Origin of the sequence: Pseudarthrobacter sp. AG30 (assembly GCF_003116525.1) — a bacterium.
Taxonomy (GTDB): domain Bacteria; phylum Actinomycetota; class Actinomycetes; order Actinomycetales; family Micrococcaceae; genus Arthrobacter.
The window spans coordinates 1-25,153 of sequence record NZ_QEHL01000038.1 but is presented as its reverse complement, the minus strand read 5'-3'; the positions used below and the strand labels follow the sequence as shown (position 1 = coordinate 25,153).

Sequence of the window (25,153 nt, the reverse complement as noted above, 5' to 3'; positions counted from 1 at the left end):
GTGGCAGCTCCGCAGAATTACTTGGCCGTCATCAAAGTCGTCGGCATCGGCGGCGGTGGCGTGAACGCAGTCAACCGCATGATCGAGGTCGGCCTCAGGGGTGTTGAGTTCATCGCCATCAACACCGACGCCCAGGCCCTGCTGATGAGCGACGCCGACGTCAAGCTCGACGTCGGGCGCGAGCTGACCCGAGGCCTGGGTGCCGGCGCCAACCCGGAGGTGGGCAAGCAGGCTGCCGAGGACCACGCTGACGAGATCGAAGAAGTCCTCCGCGGCGCCGACATGGTCTTCGTGACCGCCGGCGAAGGCGGCGGAACGGGCACGGGCGGCGCTCCCGTCGTCGCCCGGATCGCACGCTCCCTGGGGGCCCTGACCATTGGCGTGGTCACCCGACCGTTCACCTTCGAGGGCCGGCGCCGCGCCGGCTCCGCCGAGGCCGGCATCGACGCCTTGCGCGATGAAGTGGACACCCTGATCGTGATCCCCAATGACCGCCTGCTCTCCATCAGCGACCGCAACGTTTCGGTGCTGGACGCCTTCCGCTCCGCCGACCAGGTCCTGCTGTCCGGTGTCCAGGGCATCACCGACCTCATTACCACCCCCGGCCTGATCAACCTCGACTTCGCGGACGTCAAGTCCGTGATGCAGGGTGCCGGTTCCGCGCTCATGGGCATCGGGTCGGCCCGCGGCGAAGACCGCGCCGTCAAGGCTGCCGAACTGGCCATTGCCTCCCCGTTGCTGGAAGCCTCCATCGACGGCGCCCACGGCGTGCTGCTCTCCATCCAGGGCGGCTCCGACCTGGGCCTGTTCGAGATCAACGAAGCCGCACGGTTGGTCCAGGAGGTGGCCCACCCCGAGGCCAACATCATTTTCGGTGCCGTCATTGACGACGCCCTGGGCGACGAAGCACGCGTCACCGTCATCGCCGCCGGCTTCGACGACGTCAAGGCCACCTCACCGTCCATGGACCAGTCACAGCCGCAGACCGCCCCCCAGCGGCCCGCTGCCCCCGCTGCCGCCCCCGCCTCGGCCCACTCCCAGGGCGGAAACCACCAGGGCAACGGAAGCCACCAGCAGAACGTGCAGCCCATCCACGCCGGCGTTGGTGCGGCGGGCCTGAGCAACTGGGGCCAGCAGCGTCCGTCTGCCGTCCCGGCCGACTCCGGCTTCGACGTCGACCTCCCGTCCGTCGTGGAGCCGGACCTGACCGGCAACCACCCGGACGACCTGGATGTCCCCGACTTCCTGAAGTAGGCACCGGCTTGTTCCATTGGCGCGCCGACATCCTGCCCGGGGTGTCGGCCGCATTCACCGACGCGAGTGCCGGAAACCTGGCCCTCCACGTGGGAGACGACCCCGCCCGGGTCATGGAGCGCCGGAGCCGCCTGGAGGAATCCATCGGCGCCGCTCCGCGGTCACTGCGCTTCATGAACCAAGTCCACGGCACCACCGTCGCTTTAATGGACGCGGACTCTCCCGTTCCCGAAGCCGACGCCATGGTGTCCCAGGGCATTCCCCTGGCCGTCATGGTGGCGGACTGCATCCCGGTCCTGCTCGCGGGGGAGTCGGCCAACGGGCCGGTTCTCGCCGCCGTCCACGCCGGCCGTCCCGGGACCGCCAACGGTGTGCTCCCGGCGGCCGTGGAGGCCATGGAATCCCTGGGGGCGTCCCGCGTCCGTGCCTGGCTGGGGCCCTCCATCTGCGGTGCCTGCTACGAAGTACCCGCCGCGCTGCGCGAGGAGGTAGCCGCCAAGGTGCCCGCAACGTGGAGTACCACCTCCTGGGGGACCCCCGGGCTGGACCTCCCGGCCGGTGCCCGGAGCCAGCTCAAGGCCGCCGGCGTGGAAGTGGCCTACTCCGGTCCCTGCACCCTCGAGACCGACACGCTGTTCTCCTACCGCCGCAACCGGAACACCGGCCGTTTCGCCGGACTGGTGTGGTGCCATGACTGAGTATCCGCAGGACCCCCGGGACCCGGCGTCCGATCCCCGCGCCGCGGAACTCGCCATCAGGCTGGCCGCGGTACGCAACCGGATCGCGGCCGCCGCCGAGGCGAGCGGCCGCAGCGGCCGGCCGCCGTCGCTCATCGTTGTCACCAAGTTCCACCCGGCCGCGGACATCCGCCGGCTCGCGGCCCTCGGGGTCACCGATGTGGGCGAGAACAGGGACCAGGAGGCAGCAGCGAAGGCCGCCGAACTGGCCGGACTGGCCCTCAACTGGCATTTCGTGGGCCAACTGCAGAGCAAGAAGGCAAAATCGGTGGTCCGGTACGCCGCCGCCGTCCACTCAGTGGACCGCCTCCAGCTCGTGGACGCCCTCGCCAAGGCAGTGCGGAACGAGATGGATTCCGGCGGGCGGGACCCTTTGGCGTGCTTCATCCAGGTCAGCCTGGAGGACGACGGCGGCACGCACCGCGGCGGGGCGGCCCCGGCCGATGTGCCACTCCTGGCGGAGAGGATCGCGGCGTCAGCCGGCCTCCACCTTGCAGGCGTCATGGCCGTTGCGCCGCTGGGCGCGCCACCGGAGCCGGCCTTCGAGAAGCTCGCCGCGGTCTCGGCCCGCCTGGTGGCCGACCACCCGGGGGCTGCGGCCATCTCGGCCGGCATGAGCCAGGACCTGGAGGCGGCCATCAAGTTCGGGGCGACACACCTGCGGATCGGTTCCGATATTCTCGGTTCGCGTCCCGCGGTGGGGTAGCGTCGGACCTGTTGGAAGTGATGGGCGGGGGACTCCAGTGCTGTCAAGTCATTGGGCGGCCCGCTTACGGGACACGATTAGGAGTCGACCATGGCCGGCGCTCTGCGCAAGACAATGATCTATCTTGGGCTCGCCGACGGCGATGAGCATTACGAGTCCGAGCAACAGACCACACGTAAGGATGAGGACGAACCCATGGAAGTCGACCGCGAGGAACGCCGTGCCCCGGCACCGGTCCGCGAAGTCAGCCGTGAGGCGTCCTACACCCCTGAAGAGGAATACCGCGCCCCAGTGACCCCGATTAAGCGTGCGGCCTCGAGCCGTGAAGAAAACACCGGACTTCGGCAGATCACCACCATCCATCCCCGCTCCTACAACGATGCCAAGCTCATCGGTGAGAGCTTCCGGGACGGTATCCCGGTGATCATGAACGTCACGGACATGGGCGAGGCGGACGCAAAGCGCCTGGTGGATTTCTCGGCCGGACTCGTCTTCGGCCTCCGCGGCAGCATCGAACGGGTGACCAACAAGGTGTTCCTGCTCTCACCGTCCTACGTCGAAGTGATCGGTGACGACAAGAAAGTCAGCGACACCCAGGCCAGTTTCTTCAACCAGAGCTGACGGCCAAGGCCGACGACAGATGCCAGGCAGGGACACCTGTCTGGCATCTGTGCTGAAATAGACAAGACAACTGCAGCACACCGCGGCATCCGAACCGGATGGTCCGCACGAAATATGGAGATATGAAATAAGTCATGGGAATTGTTTTCGGACTTCTCTATCTCGTGTTGCTGCTGTTCTTCGTGGCCCTCATCATCCGCCTGGTCTACGACTGGGTGCAGATGTTCGCGAGGGAATGGCGGCCACGCGGTGCGGCCCTCGTGGTGGCGCACGCTGTGTATTCCATCACTGATCCGCCGCTCAAGGGGCTGCGGCGGTTGATCCCGCCCCTTCGGCTTGGCGGCATCTCCCTGGACCTGGGCTTCCTGATCCTGTTCATCGGCGTCAGCATTGCGATGAGCATCACCAGGAATCTGGCCTGATCCACCAACAAAGACTTGGCAATGCAGGATGATCCTCCCGGGAACAGCTACTGTAAAGCGAAGAAACCTCCCGTTTGACACCGCGGTGTTGAATTAGAGTAAGCAGACCAAATTTAGGTACCGTAGTTTTGACGGCCGGAAGGCCTACTGACTAACCAGACCAGTGAGGTGACCAGATGGCTTTGACGCCAGAAGACGTTGTCAACAAGCGCTTTCAGCCCACCAAGTTCCGCGAGGGCTATGACCAGGACGAGGTTGACGACTTCCTGGACGAAATCGTCGTCGAACTCCGCCGCCTGAACCAGGAAAACGACGAGCTCCGCAAGAAGCTCGCCGACGCCGGCTCCAGCGTCCCGGCAAGCACCACCGCCGCACCTGTGGTTGAGAAGGTCCCCGCCCCGGTCAAGTCCGACAAGGATGAGTCCCGCGAGAAGGCTGAAGCCGAAGCGAAGGCCGCCGAAGCCAGCAAGAAGAAGGACGTCGAGCCGGCCGCTCCGGTTGCAGCCGCCCCCGCAGCGCCCGCCGCCTCCACTCCTTCCGCCGAGTCCGCTGCCGGCCTGCTGGCCATGGCGCAGCAGATGCACGACCGCCACGTCGCCGAAGGCCAGGCCCAGAAGGACAAGATCATCGCCGAGGCGCAGATCGAAGCCAGCAGCCTCGTCAACGACGCACAGGAAAAGTCCCGCAAGATCCTGGGCGCACTGGAGCAGCAGCGTTCGGTCCTCGAGCGCAAGGTGGAGCAGCTCCGCGGCTTCGAACGCGACTACCGTTCACGCCTGAAGGCCTACATCGAAGGCCAGCTCCGCGACCTGGACGCACGTGGTTCCGTTGCGACGCCGGAAGTCAGCGAAGCAAACTAACCCTGGCAACACGTATTCTGAAAGCCGGTGGCTGAGGATTCCTCGGCCACCGGCTTTTGGCATTGACACCTAAGTTTTTCGAAGTGAAAGCACCATGACTGACGAACTCGCAGCCGACGCCGCACGGCCGGCCCCCTCCTCTCCGCGCCCCCGACGGGCTGTGCTGCTGTCCCTCTTCGGCGGGTTCGCGGTCTTTGCCTACGTCCTGGACCAGCTCACCAAACTCTGGGTGACGTCCACCATGGTGGAAGGCGAAAGGATCCCGGTCCTGCCGCCCCTGCTGCACTGGTACTTCATCCGGAACTCAGGTGCCGCGTTTTCGATCGGGGAGAACGTCACCTGGGTGTTCTCGATCATCATGGCCGGCGTCGCAATCGCCATTCTCTTCCAGGTCCGGAAGCTGGGCTCGGCCTGGTGGTCCCTGGCTCTCGGGCTGCTGCTGGGCGGCGCCCTGGGCAACCTCACCGACCGGCTCTTCCGCGAGCCCTCCTTCGGCATGGGCCATGTGGTGGACTTCATTCAGCTTCCCAACTTCGCGATCTTCAATATCGCGGACTCCGCAGTCGTGTCTGCCGTCGCCATCATCTGCATCCTGACCATTCGCGGAATCGCGCTGGACGGAACGCGCCTCGGGACTGCACACAAGGACAAGCCCGGCCATGAGTGAGCGAATCGTCGTGGCCGAGGAATTCGGCGGGACCCGGGCCGACGCCGGCCTGGCCGGCCTCCTGGGCGTGTCCCGGTCCGTGGCCGCATCCTTGCTGGCCGAGGGCCATGTCCTCACCCGGGGGAAGGCGCTCGGGAAATCGGCAAAACTTGTGGCGGGGGATGTCCTTGACGTCACCGTCCCGGAGCGGCGGGACCCGCTGGAAGTCGTGGAGGAAGTTGTGGAAGGCCTGAAGATCCTGCTGGACGACGAGGACTTTGTCGTCGTCGACAAACCCGTGGGTGTCGCGGCGCATCCCTCGCCCGGCTGGGTTGGCCCCACTGTGGTGGGCGGACTGGCCGGTGCAGGCTACCGCATCTCCACCTCCGGCGCACCGGAGCGGGCGGGGATCGTGCACCGGCTCGATGTCGGCACCTCCGGGGTAATGGTGGTGGCGAAGTCCGAGCGGGCCTACACAGCCCTCAAGCGGGCCTTCAAGGAGCGCACTGTGGACAAGGTGTACCACGCGGTGGTCCAGGGCCTCCCGGACCCGCTGACAGGCACCATCGACGCGCCCATCGGACGGCATCCCGGCCACGACTGGCGCTTTGCCGTCATCGAGGACGGCCGGCCCTCGGTAACCCATTACGAAGTCCTGGAGGCTTTCGGGAAGGCAAGCCTGGTGGAAGTGCACCTGGAGACGGGCCGGACGCACCAGATCCGGGTCCACTTCTCAGCCCTCCGCCATCCCTGCGCCGGTGACCTCACCTATGGCGCCGACCCGCGCCTCGCGGCCACCCTCGGGCTCACCCGGCAGTGGCTCCACGCCCGCCAGCTGGGATTCGACCACCCGGTGACAGGGGAACGCGTCACTGTCACCAGCGACTATCCGCAGGACCTGTCCTACGCCCTGGAACTGCTGGAGTCGGGACAGGCCTGACACGGCGGCCTGGCCGGGCCGCCAACTGCCAGCGCTTAGAATGGTGCGGTGAGTTCCAGCAAAGATTCGTTTGTCCACCTGCACACCCACACCGAATATTCCATGCTGGATGGAGCTGCCCGCCTGGGCGAACTGTTCGATGAAACCGAGCGCCTGGGGATGCCGGCCCTTGCCACCACAGACCACGGCTACTTGTTCGGGGCGTTCGATTTCTGGCGCAAGGCCACGGACAAGGGCATCAAGCCGATCATCGGCGTCGAAGCCTACGTAACCCCCGGCACGGCCCGCACGGACAAGGAACGCGTCCGCTGGGGCGACGAATCCCAGCGCAAGGACGACGTCTCCGGTGGTGGCTCGTACACCCATATGACGCTCCTGAGCTACAACAACGTGGGCATGCGGAACCTCTTCCGGGCCTCCTCCATCGCCTCCCTCGATTCGGTGTTCGGCAAGTGGCCGCGGCTTGACCGCGAACTGCTCAACACCTACTCCGAGGGGCTGATTGCCACCACCGGATGTCCCTCCGGCGAAGTGCAGACCAGGCTCCGGCTCGGCCAGTACCGCGAAGCGCTGGAGGCGGCCGCCGAGTTCCGGGACATCTTCGGCGCGGAAAACTACTTCTGCGAGCTGATGGACCACGGGCTGGACATTGAGCGTCGGGTCACCGGCGACCTCCTGAGGCTCGCCAAGGACCTCAACCTGCCGCTGGTGGCCACCAACGACCTCCACTACACCCACGAGCACGATGCAAAGGCCCATGAGGCCCTGCTGGCCATCCAGTCGGGCTCCACGCTGCTCGAACCCACGTACGACAACGGCGGTTCGCGGTTCGCCTTCTCCGGCAGCGGCTACTACCTCAAATCCCCGCAGGAGATGCGCGAGCTTTTCCGCGACCACCCGGAAGCCTGCGACAACACCCTGCTGATCGCTGAGCGCTGCGAGGTGTCCTTCAATACGGACGCCAACTTCATGCCCAGGTTCCCCTGCCCGCCCGGCGAGGACGAGACCTCGTGGCTGGTCAAGGAAGTGGACAAGGGCCTGCAGTACCGCTACCCGGGAGGCATCCCGGACGAGGTCCGCAAGCAGGCGGACTACGAGCTCGGCGTCATCACGTCCATGGGGTTTCCGGGCTACTTCCTGGTGGTTGCCGACTTCATCAACTGGGCCAAGAACAACGGCATCCGCGTTGGCCCCGGCCGTGGTTCGGGTGCCGGTTCCATGGTGGCCTACGCCATGCGCATCACCGACCTCGACCCCCTGCGCCACGGCCTGATCTTCGAACGGTTCCTGAACCCGGACCGCGTCTCCATGCCCGACTTCGACGTCGACTTCGATGACCGGCGCCGTTCCGAAGTCATCGACTACGTGACCCGCAAGTACGGTGACGAACGCGTCGCCATGATCGTCACCTACGGCACCATCAAGACCAAGCAGGCCCTCAAGGACTCCTCCCGCGTCCTGGGCTACCCGTTCAGCATGGGTGAACAGCTGACCAAGGCCCTGCCTCCGGCCGTGATGGCCAAGGACATTCCGCTCGCGGATATCCAGAACCCCGAAGCCAAGCGCTACAGCGAGGCAGGCGATTTCCGGCAGCTGATCGCCACCGACCCGGAAGCCGCCAAGGTCTTCGAAACGGCCCTGGGCATTGAAGGGCTGAAGCGCCAGTGGGGCGTGCACGCAGCCGGCGTCATCATGTCCTCGGACCCCATCATCGACGTCATCCCGATCATGCGCCGCTTCCAGGACGGCCAGGTGATCACCCAGTTCGACTACCCGACGTCCGAGGGCCTTGGCCTGATCAAGATGGACTTCCTGGGCCTGCGGAACCTGACGATCATCTCCGATGCCCTCGAGAACATCAAAATGAACCGTGGCATCGACCTCGACCTGGAAAACCTGGAGCTCGACGACGCCCCGTCCTACGAACTCCTGGCCCGCGGCGACACCCTGGGCGTGTTCCAGCTCGACGGCGGCCCCATGCGTTCCCTGCTCAAGCTCATGAAGCCTGACAACTTCGAAGACATCTCCGCCGTGCTGGCGTTGTACCGGCCAGGCCCCATGGGCGCCAATGCCCACACTGACTACGCGCTGCGCAAGAACGGGATCCAGGAAGTCATTCCCATCCACCCCGAGCTGGAGGAACCGCTCAAGGAGATCCTCGGCGGCACGTACGGCCTGATCGTGTACCAGGAGCAGGTGATGGCCGTGGCGCAAAAGCTGGCCGGCTACTCGCTGGGCCAGGCAGATATCCTCCGGCGTGCCATGGGCAAGAAGAAGAAGTCGGAACTGGACAAGCAGTTCGCCGGCTTCTCCCAGGGCATGCAGGACAACGGTTACTCCATGGAGGCCGTCAAGACCCTGTGGGACATCCTCCTGCCCTTCTCCGACTACGCCTTCAACAAGGCCCACTCCGCCGCGTACGGGGTGATCTCCTACTGGACGGCCTACCTGAAGGCGCACTATGCGCCGGAGTACATGGCTGCACTGCTGACCTCCGTCGGTGACGATAAGGACAAGTCGGCAATCTACCTGAACGAATGCCGCCGCATGGGCATCACGGTGCTTCCGCCGGATGTCAATGAGTCGGCCCTGAACTTCACCCCGGTGGGCAATGACATCCGCTTCGGCATGGGCGCTATCCGCAACGTGGGTGCGAACGCCGTCGATGCCATGGTCACCGCGCGCGAGAGCGAAGGTGCCTACACGTCCTTCAAGGACTTCCTGATGAAGGTTCCGGCGGTGGTGTGCAACAAGAGGACCATCGAATCCCTGATCAAGTCCGGGGCCTTCGACTCCCTGGGCCATCACCGGCGTGCGCTGGCCATGATCCATGAAGAGGCCATCGATTCCGTCATCACCTTGAAGCGGAACGAGGCGATCGGCCAGTTCGACCTCTTCGCCGGCTTTGAGGAAGCCGAATCGGAAGCGTCGCTCAGCATCGAAATCCCGGACCTGCCCGAGTGGGAGAAGAAGGACAAACTGTCCTTCGAACGGGACATGCTTGGCCTGTACGTCTCGGACCACCCGCTGCAGGGCCTCGAGGGGCTGTTGAGCCAGCACGCGGAGATGAGCATCACGACCATCATCGGCGAAGACGGGCCGCAGGACGGCGCCATCATCACCATCGCCGGCATGATCACCTCGTTGAGCCGCCGCATCGCCAAAGCCAGCGGCAATGCCTACGCCCGGGCCGAGATCGAGGACCTCGGCGGTTCCATCGAAGTGATGTTCTTCGGCCAGGTCTACGGGCCTATCGCCTCCGTGCTCGCCGAGGACCTGATCGTGGTGGTCAAGGGCCGCCTGCAAAAGCGCGACGACGGCGCAATCACCCTCAACTGCATGGAGTTGTCCGTTCCGGACCTGAGCGAAGGCCTGCACGGGCCGCTGGTCATCACCATGCCCACCTACAAGGCAACCGAGGCAGTGGTGACGGAGCTGGGGGACGTGCTGCGCACGCACCGGGGCAACTCGGAGGTGCGGCTGCACCTCCAGGGCGACACCCGCACGGAAATCATGGGCCTGCCCGTCCACCTGCGGGTGAACCCCAGCCCGTCGCTGTTCGGCGACCTGAAAGTGCTGCTGGGGCCGGCCTGCCTGGACGCCTGAGGCAGGGGAGCACGACTCCGGAAGCCGGCTTCCGGCGTCGTCCGCGCCTTTGGCGTCTGGTCGCTTCAGCCCGGACCCGGGACGATGGACTGCGCTAGATTTCGTAGTCCAGCGGGACAGGCTGCCCGTAGGCGCCCCCGTGGTAGAGCAGCGGCGCACCATCGCCGCCCACCTGGCCGTCCACCACCTGGACCACCACCACGGCGTTGTTTTCGAACGACAGCCGCATCTGCACCTCGCCGATGAGCCAGCCGGCCACATCCTTCAGGATGGGCACCCCGTGCGGTCCGATTTCCCAGTGGTTCCCCTCGAACCGGTTGCCGGGCCGGGCGAACCGGGCTGCCAGTTCCTGGTTTTCGAGGCCCAGCATGTGGACGCCCAGGAACTGGGTGTTGGCAACGGCGGGCCAGGACCTGGAACTGCGGGCCATGTTGAACGTGAATCGCGGCGGTTTGGCCGACAGGGAGGCCACCGATGTTGCGGTGAATCCGTAGGGCTCGTCCTGGTAGTTCACGGTGATGATGGCGACGCCCGCGGCATGCCGCCGGAACATCTCCCTGAACGTCTGCTCAAAGGGCTCGCTGTTGTCGGTCACCGGAACTCCTGCACTAAGTGGCATATCTCTTTCCCCAAGCGTATTGGCCCGCGGGCCAGGCGGGAAAACACAGAGCCCTTGAACCGCTGACGGGCTCCGCAGGAACCTTTGTTAAGGTGTCTGTCATGACGAACTTTGGCCGCCCCGCGCGGCGGCTGCCCTGGTCCCTGCTGCTGGTCCCGGCGGCGGCAGGCGTTCCGGCCGGGCTCCTCTGGTGGCTGCTTGCCCCGGGCGGCCTGAACCTGATCACCCGGAACCCCGCCCTGGCATCGGGAACGGCACCGCTGGTGTGGCTGCCACGCGACCTGACACTTGCCGGGATTATGGTGCTGGCCGGTTGCCTGCTGGCCGTGTTCCTGGCCGACGGCAAGCGTCCGGACCCCCGGACGGCTCTGCTGGCGGGCCTGGTCGGCGCGGTGGCCGGCAGCCTGGCCGCCTGGGGAACCGGCCTCCTCGCGGCCCGGCTCTGGGGCCCGGCGGTGGACACCTCGGCCAATGCCAGCATCGCCTTCTCGCTCCGGGCGTTGCCGGTGCTGCTGCTGTGGCCGGCTGCCACGGCGGTCTCGGTCTTCGTTTTGGAGTTGGTGGGGATGGCAGGCCGGAAACCCGCCGGCATCCCCGGCGGAACGGCGGGCGGGAACAGCGCCGTAAAATAGTCCGGTGACCACTTCCCCGCAGCCTCCTGCCCCCGCGACTACCGCCGTCGACTTCCGCACCATCGACCTTCGCGGCCGCACCCTGACCCTGGCGGCCCTGCGCGCCGCCGTTCCGCGCGCCAAGGGCCAGACCGTGGCGGACGCCGAGGAAAAGGTCCTGGACATTATCGCCGCCGTCCGGCAGCGCGGCTTCGCGGCGTTGTCTGACCTTGCGTCAAGGTTCGACGGCGTGGATCAGCGCCATCCGCTGGTTCCCCGCGAGGCGATCGCCGCAGCCCTGGACGGTCTTGACCCGAAGGTGCGGGCAGCACTGGAGGAATCCATCAGCCGGGCACGGAAATTCGCCGACCGGCAGCGGCCCCGCAACGTTGACGTCGAACTGGGCGACGGCGCCGTCGTCAGCCAGAACTGGGTCCCCGTAGCGCGCGTTGGGCTGTACGTTCCGGGCGGCCTGGCAGTGTATCCGTCATCGGTGATCATGAACGTGGTGCCGGCGCTGGCGGCAGGGGTGGAATCCATTGCCCTTGCTTCGCCGCCCCAGAAAGAATTCGGCGGCCTGCCGCACCCCACCATCCTCGCCGCTGCGGCGCTGCTGGGTATCACCGAGGTCTACGGCATCGGCGGCGCACAGGCCATCGCCGCGTTTGCCTATGGGGTGGACGCCGGCGACGCGGGCCCCGCACTGGAACCGGTGGACGTGGTGACCGGGCCCGGCAACATCTTCGTCGCCACCGCCAAGCGCCTGGTCAAGGGAGTGGTGGGCATCGATTCGGAGGCAGGAACCACGGAGATCGCCATCCTTGCCGACGACTCCGCCCAACCGGCGCTGGTGGCCGCCGACCTGCTCAGCCAAGCCGAGCACGACCCCAAGGCAGCATCGGTGCTGGTCACCGATTCGGAGCCGTTGGCCATGGCGGTACGGGACGAGCTCGATCGGCAGGCCGCCGCAACCAAGCACTCCGCCCGCGTCCGGGAGGCCTTGTCCGGCCCCCAGTCCGGCGTCGTCCTGGTGGACAACCTGGACCAGGGAATCGCCGCGTGCGATGCCTACGCCGCCGAGCACCTGGAGATCATGACGCGGGACGCCGCCGCCGTGGCCGCGCGGATCCGGAATGCCGGCGCGATCTTTGTGGGCGACTACAGCCCCGTCAGCCTGGGGGACTACTGCGCAGGCTCGAACCACGTGCTGCCTACCAGCGGGACCGCTGCGTTCTCGTCCGGGCTCAACGTCACCACGTTCCTGCGCGCCATCCAGGTGGTCAATTACAGCCGGGAGGCCTTGGCGGAGGTCAGCGGCCACATTGTGAGCCTGTCCCGCGCCGAGGACCTGCCGGCCCACGGGGACGCCGTCAGCGCGCGGTTCCCTGCACAGGACTAGCCACTACATATAGGCTGCCGGGCACTACATGTAGTAATTACAGGCTTGTTATTACCCGGGATGCAGCCGTAAACTGGGACGGTAACACTGCGGTCCGGCGGCACTGCCGGTTTCGTTGCCGTTAGACGCCGGAAGGGAAGGGGAAACGCCATGTATTGTCCGTTCTGCCGCAACCCCGATTCCCGCGTCGTTGACAGCCGGATGGCCGATGACGGCTCGGCTATCCGACGCCGGCGCCAGTGCCCCGAATGCGGGCGCCGGTTCACCACCGTCGAAACCACCAGCCTCTCCGTCATCAAGCGCTCCGGCGTGGGCGAGCCGTTCAGCCGCAGCAAGGTGATCAACGGCGTGCGCAAAGCATGCCAGGGCCGGCCGGTCAGCGAAGACGACCTCGCCATGCTGGCCCAGGAGGTGGAAGAGCAGATCCGTTCCTCCGGCGCCGCCGAAATCGACGCTCACGAGGTAGGCCTGGTCATCCTCGGACCGCTCCAGAAGCTGGATGAGGTAGCGTACCTGCGCTTCGCCAGCGTGTACCAGGCCTTCGAGTCCCTGGAGGACTTCGAATCGGCCATTGCCCTGCTCCGCCACGAAGCCGTGGAAGGCGCCAAGGGCGCCTCCGGCCCGAAGAGCTCCGAGAAGAGCCCGCTCTAAGCTCCGGTGGCGGCAGCGGAGGGGAAGCCGCAGCCGCCACCGGCACCACCTTTACTTGGTGAGCTTGTGCTGCAATGCGATTTCCAGGGCCGCGCCAACGATCCCGGCCTCGTTCCGCAGGACGGCCGGAACAATCGGCGTCCTCAACTTGAGGTTGGGAAGGTACTCGTCCGCGCGCTTGGAGATTCCGCCGCCGACGATGAACAGCTCCGGGGAGAACAGGAACTCCACATGCGAGAAGTACCGCTGCAACAGCACGCTGTACTCGTCCCATGAGAGCCCGTCCCGTTCGCGGGCCACGGCGGAGGCCTTCGATTCGGCATCGAAGCCGTCGATCTCCAAGTGCCCCAGTTCCGCGTTCGGTACCAGTTTCCCGTCGAAAATGAAGGCGGAGCCGATGCCCGTGCCCAGGGTGATGACCAGGACGGTGCCGGCGACACCTTCGCCGGCACCGTACCGGGCTTCGGCCAGGCCGGCGGCATCGGCGTCGTTGATGACCTCCACGGGGCGGCCCAGCCGCTCGGTGAGGAGGGCGTCAATGTCCGTATCCAGCCAGCTCTTGTCCACGTTGGCGGCGGAGTGGACCACGCCGTGCTGGATGATGCCGGGGAACGTCACGCCCACGGGGGAGCCGGCCTCCGGGGCCTCGGGGCGCGCAGAGAGCTCGGCGACCACCAGGGCCACTGCTTCGGCAACGGCCTCGGGCGTGGCGGGCTGCGGGGTGGGCACCCGGAAACGCTCGCCCAGGAGCTTGCCCTTCTTCAGGTCGACAATGCCGCCCTTGATGCCCGTACCGCCGATGTCGATGCCGATCAGTGGTGCGTTCTTGTGCGACTTCTCGTCCTTCTTGGCCAATGGGATTCCGTTCTAGGCTGGGGCGGGCAGGGAAGGGGCGGCCGGGGGCAGCCCCACAACAGGGTGGGTCCTGCACCGGCATCGGATGCCGTGTGCGGGCAGGGGACAGACTACGGCAGGGTGAGGATTTCCGCACCGGTCTCGGTAACCAGCAGGGTGTGCTCGAATTGGGCGGTGCGCTTGTGGTCGCGGGTCACCACGGTCCAGTCATCGCTCCACATGTCCCACTCGACGGTGCCGAGGGTGAGCATCGGTTCGATCGTGAACACCATCCCCGTTTCGATCACGGTGTTGTAGGCGGGGGCGGCGTCGTAGTGCGGGATGATCAGTCCGGTGTGGAAAGCCTCGCCGACACCGTGGCCCGTGAAGTCCCGCACCACGCCGTAGCCGAAACGCTTGGCGTACGACTGGATGGCGCGGCCGATCACGTTGATTTCCCGGCCCGGTGCCACCGCCTTGATGGCCCGGTTGAGCGACTCTTGGGTGCGCTCCACCAGGAGCCGTGATTCCTCGTCCACGTCACCCACCAGGAACGTGTAGTTCGTGTCGCCGTGGACCCCGTTGATGAAGGCGGTGATGTCGATGTTCAGGATGTCGCCGTCCTGGACCACGGTGCTGTCCGGGATGCCGTGGCAAATGACCTCGTTCAGCGACGAGCACAGGGACTTGGGGAATCCGCGGTAGCCGAGCGTGGAGGGGTACGCGTGGTGGTCCAGCAGGAATTCGTGGCCCACCCTGTCCAGTTCATCGGTGGTGACACCGGGCTGGATATGCTTGCCGACCTCCACGATGGCCTGGGCCGCGATCCGCCCGGCGACGCGGATCTTCTCGATCGTTTCGGCGGACTTGACCTCCGAACCCGTGAATTTGGCCGGGGCAGGCTTGCCGACGTACTCCGGACGGGGGATGGACGCCGGGACGGAACGCTGCGGGCCTACGGTACCCGGGGTGAGGGTTCCGGTGGGTGCAGTAGAGGCAAGGGAAGGCATAGATTGATCATATAAGGCACCGCAGAACGCCTAACAACCGACAAGCGGCGGAGGGCACACGTAAGTATTTGTGTTACGTGCATCACCCCGCGGCTTTCCTGTCGCCGGAACGAGGAGCAACGATGACTGAGTACTGGTTCAACGTCAACACCCACGAAGTGGAAGAAGACCGGCTCTCCGACTGGAGCCAGCTCATTGGGCCCTACAAGACCCGGGAAGAAGCTGAACACGCCATCGAGAAGGTCAAGGCGCGCAACGAGGCCTGGGAAAAGGGCGACGACGACTGACCGGTTGGGTGGGCAGGCCGGCCGGGTGCCGGCCCGCCTGTTCCGCCCGCGTCGGCGGGGTGAAGTTGAAAGCTAGAAGGAATGTTCCGGGCCGGGAAACTGGCCGGAGCGGACGTCGTCGCCGTAGGCGGTGGCGGCGTCGAGCAGGGTGGTGCGCAGGTCCGCGTACTGTTTGACGAACTTGGCCATCCGGCCGCCCCGCAGGCCGGCCATGTCCTGCCAGACAAGGACCTGGCCCGTGGTCGCGTTCCCGGCGCCAATGCCGATGGTGGGGACGTCCACGGCAGCGTCCACCGCGGCCGCGGTGTCGGCCGGGACCATTTCCATGAGCACGCAGAATGCGCCTGCGTCGGAGAGGGCGCGGGCATCGTCGATCAGGCGTTGGGCGTCGTCGCCCCGGCCCTGCACGCGGTATCCGCCCAGTGCGTGTTCGCTTTGCGGGGTGAAACCGATGTGGGCCATGACCGGGATGCCCGCCTGCACCATTGCTCGCACCGTTGGGGCGTAGTACGCGCTGCCCTCGATTTTCACAGCATGCGCCAGGCCTTCCTTCAGGAAGCGGACACCGGTGGCGACGGCCTGTTCGGCACTGACTTCGTAGCTGCCGAAGGGCAGGTCCGCGACCACCATGGCGCGCTTCGCGGTCCTGGCCACGGCGCGGCACAGCGGCAGCAGTTCGTCCACGGTGACCGGAAGGCTGGTTTCGTTGCCGTAGACGTTGTTCGAGGCCGAATCACCGACCAGCAGCACTTCAATGCCGGCAGCGTCAAAGATCTCCGCCGTATATTGCTCGTAGGCGGTGAGCATGGCGAACCTGGTGCCGTCCCGCTTGGCCTGCTGCAGGTGGTGGATCCGGACCTTGGCCGGTTTTCGTCCGGCGGCAGGAGCCTCGTGCTGGCCGGGTCCGCTGCCGTACGGGGCGGGTACTTCGGCGGACGCGCTGGAGTCGGAGCTGTTGCTGGTGGCCATGGGATGAGCGTAGTGCGGGACCTGCCGTGCTTTCTACCGCAGCCGGTTCCGGGCAAAGGTGATTAGCGTCATAGCGGCCGTGCCGGAACGCCGTTGACGTCCCGCATGGAAGCCGCCAGGGCACCTCCCGGACCGCTCCGGAGGTTAATGCTGTGTTACGCACGGCTCAGGCTCAAGCATCGGCGCCGAATGATTAGTACAGTGTTGATGAACTGCTGCCGGCTTTCCCCTTTGCGCGGGCCCCGGAGCATGAACGTTGACCGGAGAAGAGGCCATCATGGACCGCCAGCAAGAATTTGTCCTGCGCACGATCGAAGAGCGCGACGTACGTTTCGTGCGCCTGTGGTTCACCGATGTCGTGGGATCGCTGAAGTCCGTAGCCCTGGCGCCGGCCGAGGTCGAGGGTGCCTTCGAGGAAGGCCTTGGCTTCGACGGCTCCGCCATCGAAGGGCTGGCCCGGGTCTTCGAATCCGACATGCTGGCCCAGCCCGATCCGTCCACCTTCCAGATCCTGCCGTGGCGTGGCGAGACGGAACAGACTTCACGCATGTTCTGCGACATCCTAACTCCCGACGGCGAACCCTCGGCAGCGGACCCCCGCAACGTCCTTAAGCGCACGCTGGCCAAGGCCGCGGACATGGGCTTCACGTGCTACACCCACCCCGAAATCGAGTTCTACCTCCTGAAGTCCCAGGAACCGGGCCCGAACGGTGCACCGGTGCCGGTTGACGAGGGCGGCTACTTCGACCATGTCCCGGGTGGCGTGGCCCAGGACTTCCGCCGCACCGCCGTAACCATGCTGGAATCGGTGGGCATCTCGGTGGAATTCAGCCACCACGAGGCCGGACCCGGACAGAACGAGATCGACCTCCGCTACGCCGACGCCCTGCAGACGGCGGACAACATCATGACCTTCCGTACCGTGATCAAGGAAGTGGCCCTGCAGCAGGGCACGTACGCCACCTTCATGCCCAAGCCGTTCACCGACCACCCGGGCTCCGGCATGCACACGCACTTCTCCCTGTTCGAAGGCGATACCAACGCGTTCTTCGAAGCCGGCGCCGAGTTCCAGCTGTCCAAGACGGCCCGGCAGTTTATTGCCGGCATCCTCAAGCACGCCCCGGAATTCACCGCCGTCACCAACCAGTTCGTCAACTCCTACAAGCGCCTTTGGGGCGGGGGCGAGGCTCCGAGCTACCTGAGCTGGGGTCACAACAACCGGTCCGCGCTGGTCCGCGTGCCGCTGTACAAGCCGGGCAAGGGCCAGTCCGCACGGATCGAATACCGTGGAATCGACTCAGCGGCCAACCCCTACCTGGCCTACGCCGTCCTGCTTGGTGCAGGCCTGAAGGGCATCGAGGAAGGCTACGACCTGCCTGCGGCGGCCGAGGACGACGTCTGGTCGCTGAGCTCGGCCGAACGGCGCGCCATGGGCCACGATCCGCTCCCGGCCAGCCTGCACGATGCCATCCGTTCCATGGAAGATTCCGAACTGATGCCGCAGATCCTGGGCGAACAGGTCTACGAGCACTTCCTGCGCAACAAGCGAGCCGAATGGCAGGACTACCGCCTGCAGGTGACGCCCTACGAGCTGCAGCGCAACCTCGGCATTCTCTAGGTGCCCGGCGTGAGCCTGGCACGCCGCCTCATCGCGGCCGGATTCAGCGACCTGGAGAAGGGCGAACGGTTCCTGGCCGCGCGCGAACTCGAGGGGCTGGACCAGGACAGGCTCTTCGCCGGACTGCAGCTTGCTGCCAGCCCGGACACTGCACTGCAGTCCTTGGTCCGGCTGATCGAAAGGCACCCGCAGCTCCGGGACCTGGCGGGCGCCGAACTGGAGGCCAGCGAACCGCTGTACCGCGTCCTGGGAGCCTCCGAGGCGCTGGGGGAGTTCCTCATCCGGCACCCCGAACACCTGGCCGCATTCCGGGTCCGGGCCAGCCCCGAACCGCTGCCCGCCGATCCTGACAGGCTGCGGGCCACACTCCTGCAGTCAGTGGGTGCCGACCCGCGCGCCGCCCGCCCCGTCGCCGCAGTGACCGGCGCCGACGCCTATGCCGCTCTGCGCACGGCGTACCGGCGCGGCCTGGTGGACCTGGCCGTCAAGGACCTCTGCGCCGCCGATCCGCTGGACTTCCTGCCGTCCGTGGGCCGTGAACTGGCGGACCTCGCGGCCGCTGCCATCGAAGCCGCCCTCGCGGTGTCACGCGCCGAAGCGGCCGGCCAGTTCGGCGCCGCCGACGTCGCGGACGTGGGCCTCGCCGTCATCGGCATGGGCAAATGCGGAGCCCGCGAGCTTAACTACATCTCCGACGTCGACGTCATCTACGTGGTGGACGCCGGAAGCCTGGAAGACGCGCACGCCAACACTATCGGCACCACCCTGGCCAGCGGCATTTCGCGGGCCATCTCGTCGGTGGCACGGGAGCCCGGGCTGTGGGAGGTGGACGCGAACCTCCGTCCGGAAGGGAAATCCGGTCCGCTGGTCCGCACCCTCGCCTCGCACGAAACGTACTACGCCAGGTGGGCTGAAAGCTGGGAATTCCAGGCGCTGCTGAAAGCACGGGCCATGGCCGGCGACGCCGCGTTGGGCCGGCGGTACGAGGAAGCCGTGGCACCGCTGATCTGGAACTCGGCGGGGCGCGAAGGCTTCGTTGAATCCGTCCAGGCCATGCGGCGAAGGGTGACCGAGCACATCCCGCCCGCGGAGGAACAGCGGCAGATCAAGCTGGGCCGCGGCGGGCTTCGTGACGTCGAATTCACCGTCCAACTCCTTCAGCTGGTGCACGGCAAGGCTGATGAGTCATTACGACGACGGGACACCACCTCGGCGATCGCCGCGTTGTCCGCCGGGGGGTACATCGGCCGGTCTGACGCCGCCGCGTTCGACAATGCCTACCGGTACCTGCGCCTGCTGGAACACCGGATCCAGTTGTTCCAGCTGCGCCGTACCCACCTCATGCCCGTGGCGGAGCCGGCCCTGCGCTCCCTGGCAAAGGCCGTGCTGGGACCGTTCTCCAATGAGCGGCCCGGACCCGATGCACTGTTGGCCGCGTGGCAGCGGACCAAACGCTCGGTCCGGGAACTGCACGAACGTATTTTCTACCGGCCGCTGCTGAACACGGCAGCCAAGCTCAGCACCGAGGACGCAAAGCTGACGCCGGAAGCCGCCCAGGGGCGCCTTGCCGCCCTCGGCTACCGCGACCCGCAGGGGGCGATGCGCCACATCGAGGCGCTGACGGCCGGAGTCAGCCGCCGCGCGGCGCTCCAGCGGCAGCTGCTGCCCATCCTGCTGGACTGGCTCGCCGAGGGGGTCGACCCCGACGCCGGCCTCCTCGCGTTCCGGCGCGTCAGCGAGGCGCTCGGCACCACGCACTGGTACCTGGGCATGCTCCGGGACTCCAACGCCGCCGCTGAACGACTGTGCCATATGCTCTCCAACTCCCGGCTGATCGCCGACCTGCTGGAAGTATCGCCGGAGTCCGTGGCATGGCTGGGGCAGGACAAGGACCTGGTGCCGGTGGGCTTCGAAGCCCAGTGGCATGAAATCACGGCCAAAATGTCCCGGCACGCGGACCCGGAGAGCGCTATGCGCCTGATCCGCCTGATCCGGCGCCGGGAGATCCTGCGCATTGCCATCGCCGACTCGGCGGGCCTCCTTGACCAGGACCAGGTGGGCCGGGCGCTGGCGGATACGGACCGTGCGGCGGTCCTGGGCGCACTCAGGGTGGCAGAGGGGATCGTTTCCGCCGGCGGGCCACTGAAGACCACCGTCCTGGTGGTCGCCATGGGACGCCAGGGCGGCCGGGAGATCGGCTACGGCTCCGATGCCGATGTCATGTACGTGCACCGGGCCCTCCCGGGCTTCACGGAGGCCGAGGCACAGGAACAGGCCACCCGCCTCGTCGCAAAGGTCTCCAGCCTGCTCACCCAGCCATTGAAACCGGCCATCATGGCCGAACGCGTGCTCCAGATGGATGCCGACCTCCGGCCGGAGGGCAAGAACGGGGCCATGGTGCGCTCCTTGGACTCCTTCGCCGAGTACTACCGCAGGTGGTCCCTGGTGTGGGAGGCGCAAGCACTGCTGCGGGCACGTCCGATGGCCGGCGACGATGCACTCGCCGCCGATTTCCTGGACCTGATCGATCCCATTCGGTATCCGGCGTCGCTGTCCGACCAGGACGTGCGTGAGATCCGGCGCATCAAGGCCAGGGTTGAATCGGAGCGGCTGCCGCGCGGCGCCGACCCCGCACGGCACCTGAAGCTGGGCCGCGGCGGCCTAAGCGACGTTGAGTGGCTGGTGCAGCTGCTGCAGCTCCAGCACGCCGGGAAGCATCCGGAACTGCGAACCACGTCCACACTGGAAGCCCTGTCCGCAGCGGCCGGCCTGGGGCTGCTGGACGATTCCGACGCGGTCCTCCTGGCAGATGCCTGGCGGCTGGCAAGCCGGATCCGGTCCGCCAACGTCATCTGGAGCGGCAAGGCCTCTGACCTCCTGCCATCCTCCCGCCGGGACCTGGAAGCCGTAGCGCGCTGGTGCGGCTACGAGCCGGGCCGGGCCGCAGCGCTGGAAGAAGACTACCTGAGGGTGAGCCGGCGGGCCCGGGCGGTCTTTGAACGCGTCTTCTATGGGCAATGAGGCTCCGGGCTGGGTCTGGCTCATCCCGCTCGGCGACCTCGACCCGGACGCCCGCGCCATCCAGCTCGGTGCCGTTGCCGGCCTGGGGCTGCTGCCAGGCCAAGAGCGCTTCGTCGGCGACCCCCTGCGCATGGCACTGGCAGGGCTGGAAGAAGAATCCCGGCGCCCGTACGTCGTCGAGTCCTCCGGGTCCGCCGTTGGGGTGTTGACGCTACAGCTGGGCGCCGCTCGGCTGGCCGGTTGGCGTGACGACGATTCAGCCTGGCTGCTTCGCGGTTTCCTCATTGACCGCAGGTTCCAGGGAAAAGGGCTGGGGACGCTCGCCGCCGTTGCCGCCGTGGACGCCGCCCGGCGGCTCACCGACCGGCACCACAGCGGTGAGGCCGGCGTCGTGCTGTCCGTCAATGAGGCAAACCTGGCAGGACTGTCCGCCTACCGGCGGGCCGGTTTCGCCGATGCCGGACAGTACCTGGGTGGCTCCGCGGGGCCGCAACGGACCATGTTCCACCGTTTCGGCTGCGCGGCGCGGCCGTAACTCGCCGGACCGGCATTGCGCTCAGCAAGCGTTTGCCCGATCATGTGGATTGGCGGTGTTCTTCAACCTTGTTGGGGGGAAGGCTGTACTGAGTCTTCGTCTCGGGGGGCATTCGTCAGGGGGTCCGGCTCCCGGTCTCAGCACGTCTGGAGCCGGGCCCCCACCTTTCCGCTCACCGTTCCCGCGGGCTTGCGCCAGGGTACGGAAAAAGGCGGCCACCGGATGGTTCCGGTGGCCGCCTTTTTCGTTAGGTCAGCAGGCCTGGCAGGCAGGCTGCCGGCTAGACGCCGTAGTAGAGCTCGAACTCGTAGGGGTTCGGGCGCAGCGACAGCGGGCGGATCTCGTTCTCGTACTTGTACTCGATCCAAGTGTCGATCAGGTCCTGGGTGAAGACGCCGCCGGCCTGCAGGAACTCGTTGTCCTCGCGCAGCGCCTCCAGGGCTTCCTCCAGCGTGCCCGGAGCCTTCGGGATGTCTTTGGCTTCCTCGGCCGGGAGCTCGTAGAGGTCCTTGTCGATCGGAGCCGGCGGCTCAATGCGGTTGCGGATGCCGTCGATGCCGGCCATCAGCTGGGCCGCGAAGGCCAGGTACGGGTTGGAGGAGGGGTCCGGAGCGCGGAATTCGATGCGCTTGGCCTTGGGGTTGGAGCCCGTGATCGGGATACGGATACCAGCGGAGCGGTTGCCCTGCGAGTAGACCATGTTGACCGGTGCTTCGAAGCCCTTGACCAGGCGGCGGTAGGAGTTCACCGTGGGGTTGGTGAAGGCCAGGACGGCGGAGGCGTGCTTGAGCAGGCCGCCGATGTACCAGCGGGCGGTGTCGGACAGGCCGGCGTAGCCCTTCTCGTCGTAGAACAGCGGCTCGCCGCCGTTCCACAGCGACTGGTGGCAGTGCATGCCCGAGCCGTTGTCACCGAAGACGGGCTTGGGCATGAAGGTGACGGACTTGCCCCAGGCGTCCGCGGTGTTCTTGATGACGTACTTGAACTTCTGCAGGTCATCGGCCGCGTGGGTCAGGGTGGTGAACTTGTAGTTGATCTCGGCCTGGCCGGCGGAGCCAACTTCGTGGTGGCTGCGCTCGACCTCGAGGCCGGCTTCGTCCAGGGCAACGCACATGGCATCGCGCAGGTCGGCCTGCTTGTCGGTGGGGGAGACCGGGAAGTAACCACCCTTGACCGGGGTCTTGTAGCCCAGGTTGCCGCCCTCTTCCTCGCGGCCGGTGTTCCAGTGGGCTTCCTCGGAGTCGATCTTGTAGAAGCTGCCCTGCGGGGAGGACTGGTACTGGACGTTGTCGAACACGAAGAACTCGGCTTCGGGAGCGAAGAACGCGGTGTCGGCGATGCCGGTGGAGGCCAGGTAGGCTTCTGCCTTCTCGGCCACGCCGCGGGGGTCGCGGTGGTACGGGTCGCCGGTGCGCGGGTTCACGATCGAGAAGTTCAGCGCGAGGGTCTTCTCCATGCGGAAGGTGTCCAGGAACGCGGTGGTCACGTCCGGGATCAGCTGCATGTCAGATTCGGCAATGCCCTGGAATCCGCGGATGGAGGAACCGTCGAAGAGCTGGCCGTTGACGAAGAAATCGGCGTCAACACTCTTGGCGGGGACGTTGAAGTGCTGCTGGACGCCCGGAAGATCGGTGAAGCGGATATCGACGAACTTTACATCTTCGTCCTTGATGAACTTGAGGACTTCGTCCGCAGTCTTGAACATCTATGCTCCTAACGCATATGTAAATATCTGGCATGCAAGCCATGTGGTCCAGCGCAATCCAAAGGCAGGGAGAACGCAAGGTTTTCCCTGCTGGTACACCTGCCGTGGGGATTTGCTTGAAACTTCTCACAGCCTATGGATCAGGCATTTCCCGTCCGTGTCCGCATTGTTTCGGGCAGGTTACAGAATGCCCTGCTATGGAAACGCTATCGCCCGTCCACAGTGTGGTCCAACCCCATCCACACTGTGGGCGCCCCTGCCGGCCGCAGGGCCGGTAGGCTTGGACGGTGGTAGATCGCAAAGACATTGGCTCCTGGCTCAGCGGACCGGACACCTCCGGCGTCTCGAAATATCCGGGGGAGCGGCTGGGCCTGCCGGAGTCCGGTCCCGGCTCCATCGCACGGGCAGGGCGGCGGATCGTCGCGATCATGATCGACTGGGGCATTGCGCTGCTGATCAGCAATTTCGCCTTCGGTGGCGACTCCTGGGCGACGCTCGGGGTCTTCGCGATCGAGCAGATCCTGCTGGTGGGAACCCTCGGCTACAGCATCGGCCACCGGGTGATGGGCATCGCCGTGGTGAGGCCCGGCGGCGGTACCCCGGGACCGCTCGCGGCCCTGGTGAGGACGGTGCTGCTCTGCCTGGTCATCCCCGCCGTCATATTCGACCCCGACCAGCGCGGCCTTCATGACAAGGCCATGAATACGCTGCTGGTCCGCCGGTAGCCGCTGCCCTTGCTAGGTGCGGCTGGACGTGAGGCGGGCCGGGGTGCCCTCCGGCGCGGGGGCGCCAAGGTAGCCGCGGCGTCCGGCCCAGCGCTCGAACAGGATGGTCGCGAACGGGAAGATCGCGGAGAAGCCCGCCAGCGCCGCCACCCGGAAAGGCCACCGCTGCACACGCCATAGCGTGAGCGCTGCCAGGCCGTAGCCGATGAACAGCGCGCCATGGACCGGGCCCGCCACCTGGACGCCAACTTCGGTGGTTCCGGCGATCCATTTGAAGTACATCCCGGCCAGCAGTGCTGCCCAGCTGCAGGCTTCGGCGATGGCGAGGATCCGGAAAGCCCGGATCACGGTGGTCCTCAGCGGCATGGTGGTGTTCCTGTCGTTGGTAGGTGCACGGTCCGTCATACGGTGGCCGCCGCGTGGGCGGCAAGAAAAAACGCCCCGGCAGCCGGCTGTGCCGGTTCCGGGGCGTTCGGCCAGCTAGCGTCCGCGGTTGGGACGGGCCTTGTACGGGTCGATGCCCTTGGGGATCGGCAGCCGGGTGCCCATGGAGGCAATGCGCTTGGACACGGTGCTGACCTCCAGCTTGGTCAGTTCGTTCTTCATCTTGCCCATCTTCTTGGCCACCTGGCTCAGCGGGACCTGGCCTTCGCCGTGCCCGGTCTGGATCGTATGGACCGGAACGTTGGGCAGGATCCGTGCGAGGCGCTTGCGCTCGGCATCCAACAGGGGCTTCACGCGGTGGGTGGGGCCTTCACTGACAAGGACGACGCCGGGACGGCCTACCGCACGGAACACGGCATCCTGCGTGCGGGGGTTGACAGCCACAGGCTGTTCCTCGGTGATCCAGCCACGCCGCAACGTGCCCAGCGCGGCACCGGAGGCGCCGGGCTGGTTTTCGATTTGCGCGAACGCTGCGCGTTCGGCACGGCGGGAGAGAATGAAGGTGGCCGCCAGCAGGCCCAGCGGAATACCGATGATCAGGCCGGTGATCCAGTTATCCAGCCAGAAGCCCACCAGGAAGCTCACGGCTACAACGCCCAGGAACACCAGGAGCATCAGCCACGGAACCATGGGGTCGTGGCGGCGGGTCATGGTGAAGACCTCGCCGATCTGCTTGAGCCTGCTGGGCTTCTTGGCCTTCGCTTCCTTCGGCTTGCGCGAGAACAGGCCGCGCTTCACCGCGCTTGGGCCCGCCGGGGTGGAGTTGCTGGAGTCAGGGGATTTAGCCATAGTGCCTCAATTCTACGTGACTTAAACGCCAAGGCCGGACGCCGGAATCGTCCGGTGTCCGGCCTGGGGCCAGCCAGTGCGGGGGCGCGTCAGGAATGCGCTCCGAGGAGGGTGCTGGCTTCTTGGCGGGTGGTGCCGGAGTCT

At 66.4% G+C, this 25,153-nt stretch carries 24 protein-coding genes; 17 read left to right on the top strand and 7 right to left on the bottom strand.

Going from position 1 to position 25,153, the window contains the following annotated elements:
- The 9 genes from ftsZ to dnaE all read left to right on the top strand — a co-directional run bounded on the left by ftsZ (position 1) and on the right by dnaE (position 9,792).
- Positions 1–1,254 (top strand): cell division protein FtsZ, encoded by a 1,254-nt coding sequence (gene ftsZ, locus DC347_RS20695; protein WP_018763557.1) that lies wholly within the window; start codon positions 1–3, stop codon positions 1,252–1,254.
- An 8-nt stretch (positions 1,255–1,262) separates the two neighbouring features.
- Entirely contained in the window at positions 1,263–1,952 is a 690-nt protein-coding gene (locus tag DC347_RS20690; RefSeq protein WP_109864320.1) for a polyphenol oxidase family protein, read from the top strand.
- Positions 1,945–2,697: a YggS family pyridoxal phosphate-dependent enzyme gene (locus DC347_RS20685; protein ID WP_109864319.1), complete on the top strand. Its 753-nt coding sequence runs from the start codon at positions 1,945–1,947 to the stop codon at positions 2,695–2,697. The genes DC347_RS20690 and DC347_RS20685 overlap by 8 nt, the downstream gene beginning before the upstream one ends.
- Positions 2,698–2,787: 90 nt before the next feature.
- The gene (locus tag DC347_RS20680) at positions 2,788–3,318 is read left to right on the top strand and encodes a cell division protein SepF (protein ID WP_018763560.1); all 531 of its coding nucleotides are present in this window, start codon (positions 2,788–2,790) and stop codon (positions 3,316–3,318) included.
- A 134-nt stretch (positions 3,319–3,452) separates the two neighbouring features.
- On the top strand, positions 3,453–3,740 hold the full coding sequence (locus DC347_RS20675; protein WP_018763561.1) for a YggT family protein: 288 nt from the start codon (positions 3,453–3,455) through the stop codon (positions 3,738–3,740).
- Positions 3,741–3,916: 176 nt separating this feature from the next.
- Positions 3,917–4,600 carry a DivIVA domain-containing protein gene (locus DC347_RS20670; protein ID WP_109864318.1) on the top strand — a complete coding sequence of 228 codons (684 nt, stop codon included), beginning with the start codon at positions 3,917–3,919 and terminating at the stop codon, positions 4,598–4,600.
- A gap of 94 nt (positions 4,601–4,694) precedes the next feature.
- Positions 4,695–5,267, top strand: coding sequence for a signal peptidase II (gene lspA / locus DC347_RS20665; protein WP_018763563.1), 573 nt, complete (start codon positions 4,695–4,697; stop codon positions 5,265–5,267).
- The gene (locus DC347_RS20660; protein WP_109864317.1) at positions 5,260–6,186 is read left to right on the top strand and encodes an RluA family pseudouridine synthase; all 927 of its coding nucleotides are present in this window, start codon (positions 5,260–5,262) and stop codon (positions 6,184–6,186) included. Before lspA ends, DC347_RS20660 begins: the two co-directional genes overlap by 8 nt.
- A 48-nt stretch (positions 6,187–6,234) precedes the next feature.
- Positions 6,235–9,792 carry a DNA polymerase III subunit alpha gene (gene dnaE / locus DC347_RS20655; RefSeq protein WP_109864316.1) on the top strand — a complete coding sequence of 1,186 codons (3,558 nt, stop codon included), beginning with the start codon at positions 6,235–6,237 and terminating at the stop codon, positions 9,790–9,792.
- Between the two features lie 94 nt (positions 9,793–9,886).
- On the opposite strand, the gene DC347_RS20650 is transcribed toward dnaE, so the two are convergent.
- Entirely contained in the window at positions 9,887–10,387 is a 501-nt protein-coding gene (locus DC347_RS20650; RefSeq protein WP_018763566.1) for a flavin reductase family protein, read from the bottom strand.
- 125 nt (positions 10,388–10,512) lie between these two features.
- Here DC347_RS20650 and DC347_RS20645 point away from each other — a divergent pair, with 125 nt between their 5' ends.
- From DC347_RS20645 to nrdR, 3 genes are all read left to right on the top strand, one after another.
- On the top strand, positions 10,513–11,043 hold the full coding sequence (locus DC347_RS20645) for a hypothetical protein (RefSeq protein ID WP_109864315.1): 531 nt from the start codon (positions 10,513–10,515) through the stop codon (positions 11,041–11,043).
- A 4-nt stretch (positions 11,044–11,047) separates the two neighbouring features.
- Positions 11,048–12,421 carry a histidinol dehydrogenase gene (gene hisD / locus DC347_RS20640; protein WP_109864314.1) on the top strand — a complete coding sequence of 458 codons (1,374 nt, stop codon included), beginning with the start codon at positions 11,048–11,050 and terminating at the stop codon, positions 12,419–12,421.
- A 150-nt stretch (positions 12,422–12,571) separates the two neighbouring features.
- The gene (nrdR, locus tag DC347_RS20635; protein WP_018763569.1) at positions 12,572–13,072 is read left to right on the top strand and encodes a transcriptional regulator NrdR; all 501 of its coding nucleotides are present in this window, start codon (positions 12,572–12,574) and stop codon (positions 13,070–13,072) included.
- A gap of 51 nt (positions 13,073–13,123) precedes the next feature.
- Here the strand turns inward: nrdR and ppgK are convergent, their stop codons facing one another.
- Together ppgK and map are read right to left on the bottom strand one after the other, a co-directional pair.
- Positions 13,124–13,927: a polyphosphate--glucose phosphotransferase gene (ppgK, locus tag DC347_RS20630; protein ID WP_018763570.1), complete on the bottom strand. Its 804-nt coding sequence runs from the start codon at positions 13,925–13,927 to the stop codon at positions 13,124–13,126.
- A gap of 110 nt (positions 13,928–14,037) precedes the next feature.
- The gene (map, locus tag DC347_RS20625) at positions 14,038–14,916 is read right to left on the bottom strand and encodes a type I methionyl aminopeptidase (protein ID WP_018763571.1); all 879 of its coding nucleotides are present in this window, start codon (positions 14,914–14,916) and stop codon (positions 14,038–14,040) included.
- A gap of 122 nt (positions 14,917–15,038) precedes the next feature.
- Between map and DC347_RS21450 the strand changes: the two genes are divergently transcribed.
- Positions 15,039–15,203 (top strand): SPOR domain-containing protein, encoded by a 165-nt coding sequence (locus DC347_RS21450; protein WP_018763572.1) that lies wholly within the window; start codon positions 15,039–15,041, stop codon positions 15,201–15,203.
- Positions 15,204–15,275: 72 nt separating this feature from the next.
- Here the strand turns inward: DC347_RS21450 and panB are convergent, their stop codons facing one another.
- Positions 15,276–16,172, bottom strand: a complete 897-nt coding sequence (panB, locus tag DC347_RS20620; RefSeq protein WP_018763573.1) for a 3-methyl-2-oxobutanoate hydroxymethyltransferase — start codon at positions 16,170–16,172, stop codon at positions 15,276–15,278.
- 277 nt (positions 16,173–16,449) lie between these two features.
- On the opposite strand from panB, the gene glnA (DC347_RS20615) reads away from it, so the two are divergent.
- Genes glnA (DC347_RS20615) through DC347_RS20605 form a run of 3 tightly spaced genes read left to right on the top strand, consistent with a single transcriptional unit; the run spans position 16,450 to position 21,346 of the window.
- Entirely contained in the window at positions 16,450–17,790 is a 1,341-nt protein-coding gene (gene glnA, locus DC347_RS20615; protein WP_109864349.1) for a type I glutamate--ammonia ligase, read from the top strand.
- 9 nt (positions 17,791–17,799) lie between these two features.
- Positions 17,800–20,811, top strand: coding sequence for a bifunctional [glutamine synthetase] adenylyltransferase/[glutamine synthetase]-adenylyl-L-tyrosine phosphorylase (locus tag DC347_RS20610; protein ID WP_109864348.1), 3,012 nt, complete (start codon positions 17,800–17,802; stop codon positions 20,809–20,811).
- Positions 20,801–21,346 carry a GNAT family N-acetyltransferase gene (locus DC347_RS20605; RefSeq protein ID WP_109864313.1) on the top strand — a complete coding sequence of 182 codons (546 nt, stop codon included), beginning with the start codon at positions 20,801–20,803 and terminating at the stop codon, positions 21,344–21,346. The genes DC347_RS20610 and DC347_RS20605 overlap by 11 nt, the downstream gene beginning before the upstream one ends.
- A 280-nt stretch (positions 21,347–21,626) precedes the next feature.
- Here DC347_RS20605 and glnA (DC347_RS20600) read toward each other — a convergent pair whose 3' ends face one another.
- Entirely contained in the window at positions 21,627–23,051 is a 1,425-nt protein-coding gene (gene glnA / locus DC347_RS20600; protein WP_018763577.1) for a type I glutamate--ammonia ligase, read from the bottom strand.
- 287 nt (positions 23,052–23,338) lie between these two features.
- Between glnA (DC347_RS20600) and DC347_RS20595 the strand changes: the two genes are divergently transcribed.
- On the top strand, positions 23,339–23,776 hold the full coding sequence (locus tag DC347_RS20595) for an RDD family protein (protein WP_018763578.1): 438 nt from the start codon (positions 23,339–23,341) through the stop codon (positions 23,774–23,776).
- A gap of 12 nt (positions 23,777–23,788) precedes the next feature.
- Here DC347_RS20595 and DC347_RS20590 read toward each other — a convergent pair whose 3' ends face one another.
- A complete protein-coding gene (locus DC347_RS20590; protein WP_109864312.1) occupies positions 23,789–24,142 on the bottom strand; it encodes a DUF3817 domain-containing protein in 354 nt (117 codons plus the stop codon).
- A gap of 114 nt (positions 24,143–24,256) precedes the next feature.
- Positions 24,257–25,009, bottom strand: a complete 753-nt coding sequence (locus tag DC347_RS20585; protein WP_018763580.1) for a DUF4191 domain-containing protein — start codon at positions 25,007–25,009, stop codon at positions 24,257–24,259.
- Positions 25,010–25,153: the final 144 nt, after the last annotated feature.

Bases quoted from the DNA above. Each gene is read 5' to 3' on its own strand.
- DC347_RS20685 (WP_109864319.1), top strand. From the start codon at position 1,945: ATGACTGAGTATCCGCAGGACCCCCGGGACCCGGCGTCCGATCCCCGC.
- DC347_RS20680 (WP_018763560.1), top strand. From the start codon at position 2,788: ATGGCCGGCGCTCTGCGCAAGACAATGATCTATCTTGGGCTCGCCGAC.
- DC347_RS20675 (WP_018763561.1), top strand. From the start codon at position 3,453: ATGGGAATTGTTTTCGGACTTCTCTATCTCGTGTTGCTGCTGTTCTTC.
- DC347_RS20670 (WP_109864318.1), top strand. From the start codon at position 3,917: ATGGCTTTGACGCCAGAAGACGTTGTCAACAAGCGCTTTCAGCCCACC.
- lspA (WP_018763563.1), top strand. From the start codon at position 4,695: ATGACTGACGAACTCGCAGCCGACGCCGCACGGCCGGCCCCCTCCTCT.
- DC347_RS20660 (WP_109864317.1), top strand. From the start codon at position 5,260: ATGAGTGAGCGAATCGTCGTGGCCGAGGAATTCGGCGGGACCCGGGCC.
- DC347_RS20645 (WP_109864315.1), top strand. From the start codon at position 10,513: ATGACGAACTTTGGCCGCCCCGCGCGGCGGCTGCCCTGGTCCCTGCTG.
- nrdR (WP_018763569.1), top strand. From the start codon at position 12,572: ATGTATTGTCCGTTCTGCCGCAACCCCGATTCCCGCGTCGTTGACAGC.
- map (WP_018763571.1), bottom strand. From the start codon at position 14,916: ATGCCTTCCCTTGCCTCTACTGCACCCACCGGAACCCTCACCCCGGGT.
- DC347_RS21450 (WP_018763572.1), top strand. From the start codon at position 15,039: ATGACTGAGTACTGGTTCAACGTCAACACCCACGAAGTGGAAGAAGAC.
- panB (WP_018763573.1), bottom strand. From the start codon at position 16,172: ATGGCCACCAGCAACAGCTCCGACTCCAGCGCGTCCGCCGAAGTACCC.
- glnA (WP_109864349.1), top strand. From the start codon at position 16,450: ATGGACCGCCAGCAAGAATTTGTCCTGCGCACGATCGAAGAGCGCGAC.
- DC347_RS20605 (WP_109864313.1), top strand. From the start codon at position 20,801: ATGGGCAATGAGGCTCCGGGCTGGGTCTGGCTCATCCCGCTCGGCGAC.
- glnA (WP_018763577.1), bottom strand. From the start codon at position 23,051: ATGTTCAAGACTGCGGACGAAGTCCTCAAGTTCATCAAGGACGAAGAT.
- DC347_RS20590 (WP_109864312.1), bottom strand. From the start codon at position 24,142: ATGCCGCTGAGGACCACCGTGATCCGGGCTTTCCGGATCCTCGCCATC.
- DC347_RS20585 (WP_018763580.1), bottom strand. From the start codon at position 25,009: ATGGCTAAATCCCCTGACTCCAGCAACTCCACCCCGGCGGGCCCAAGC.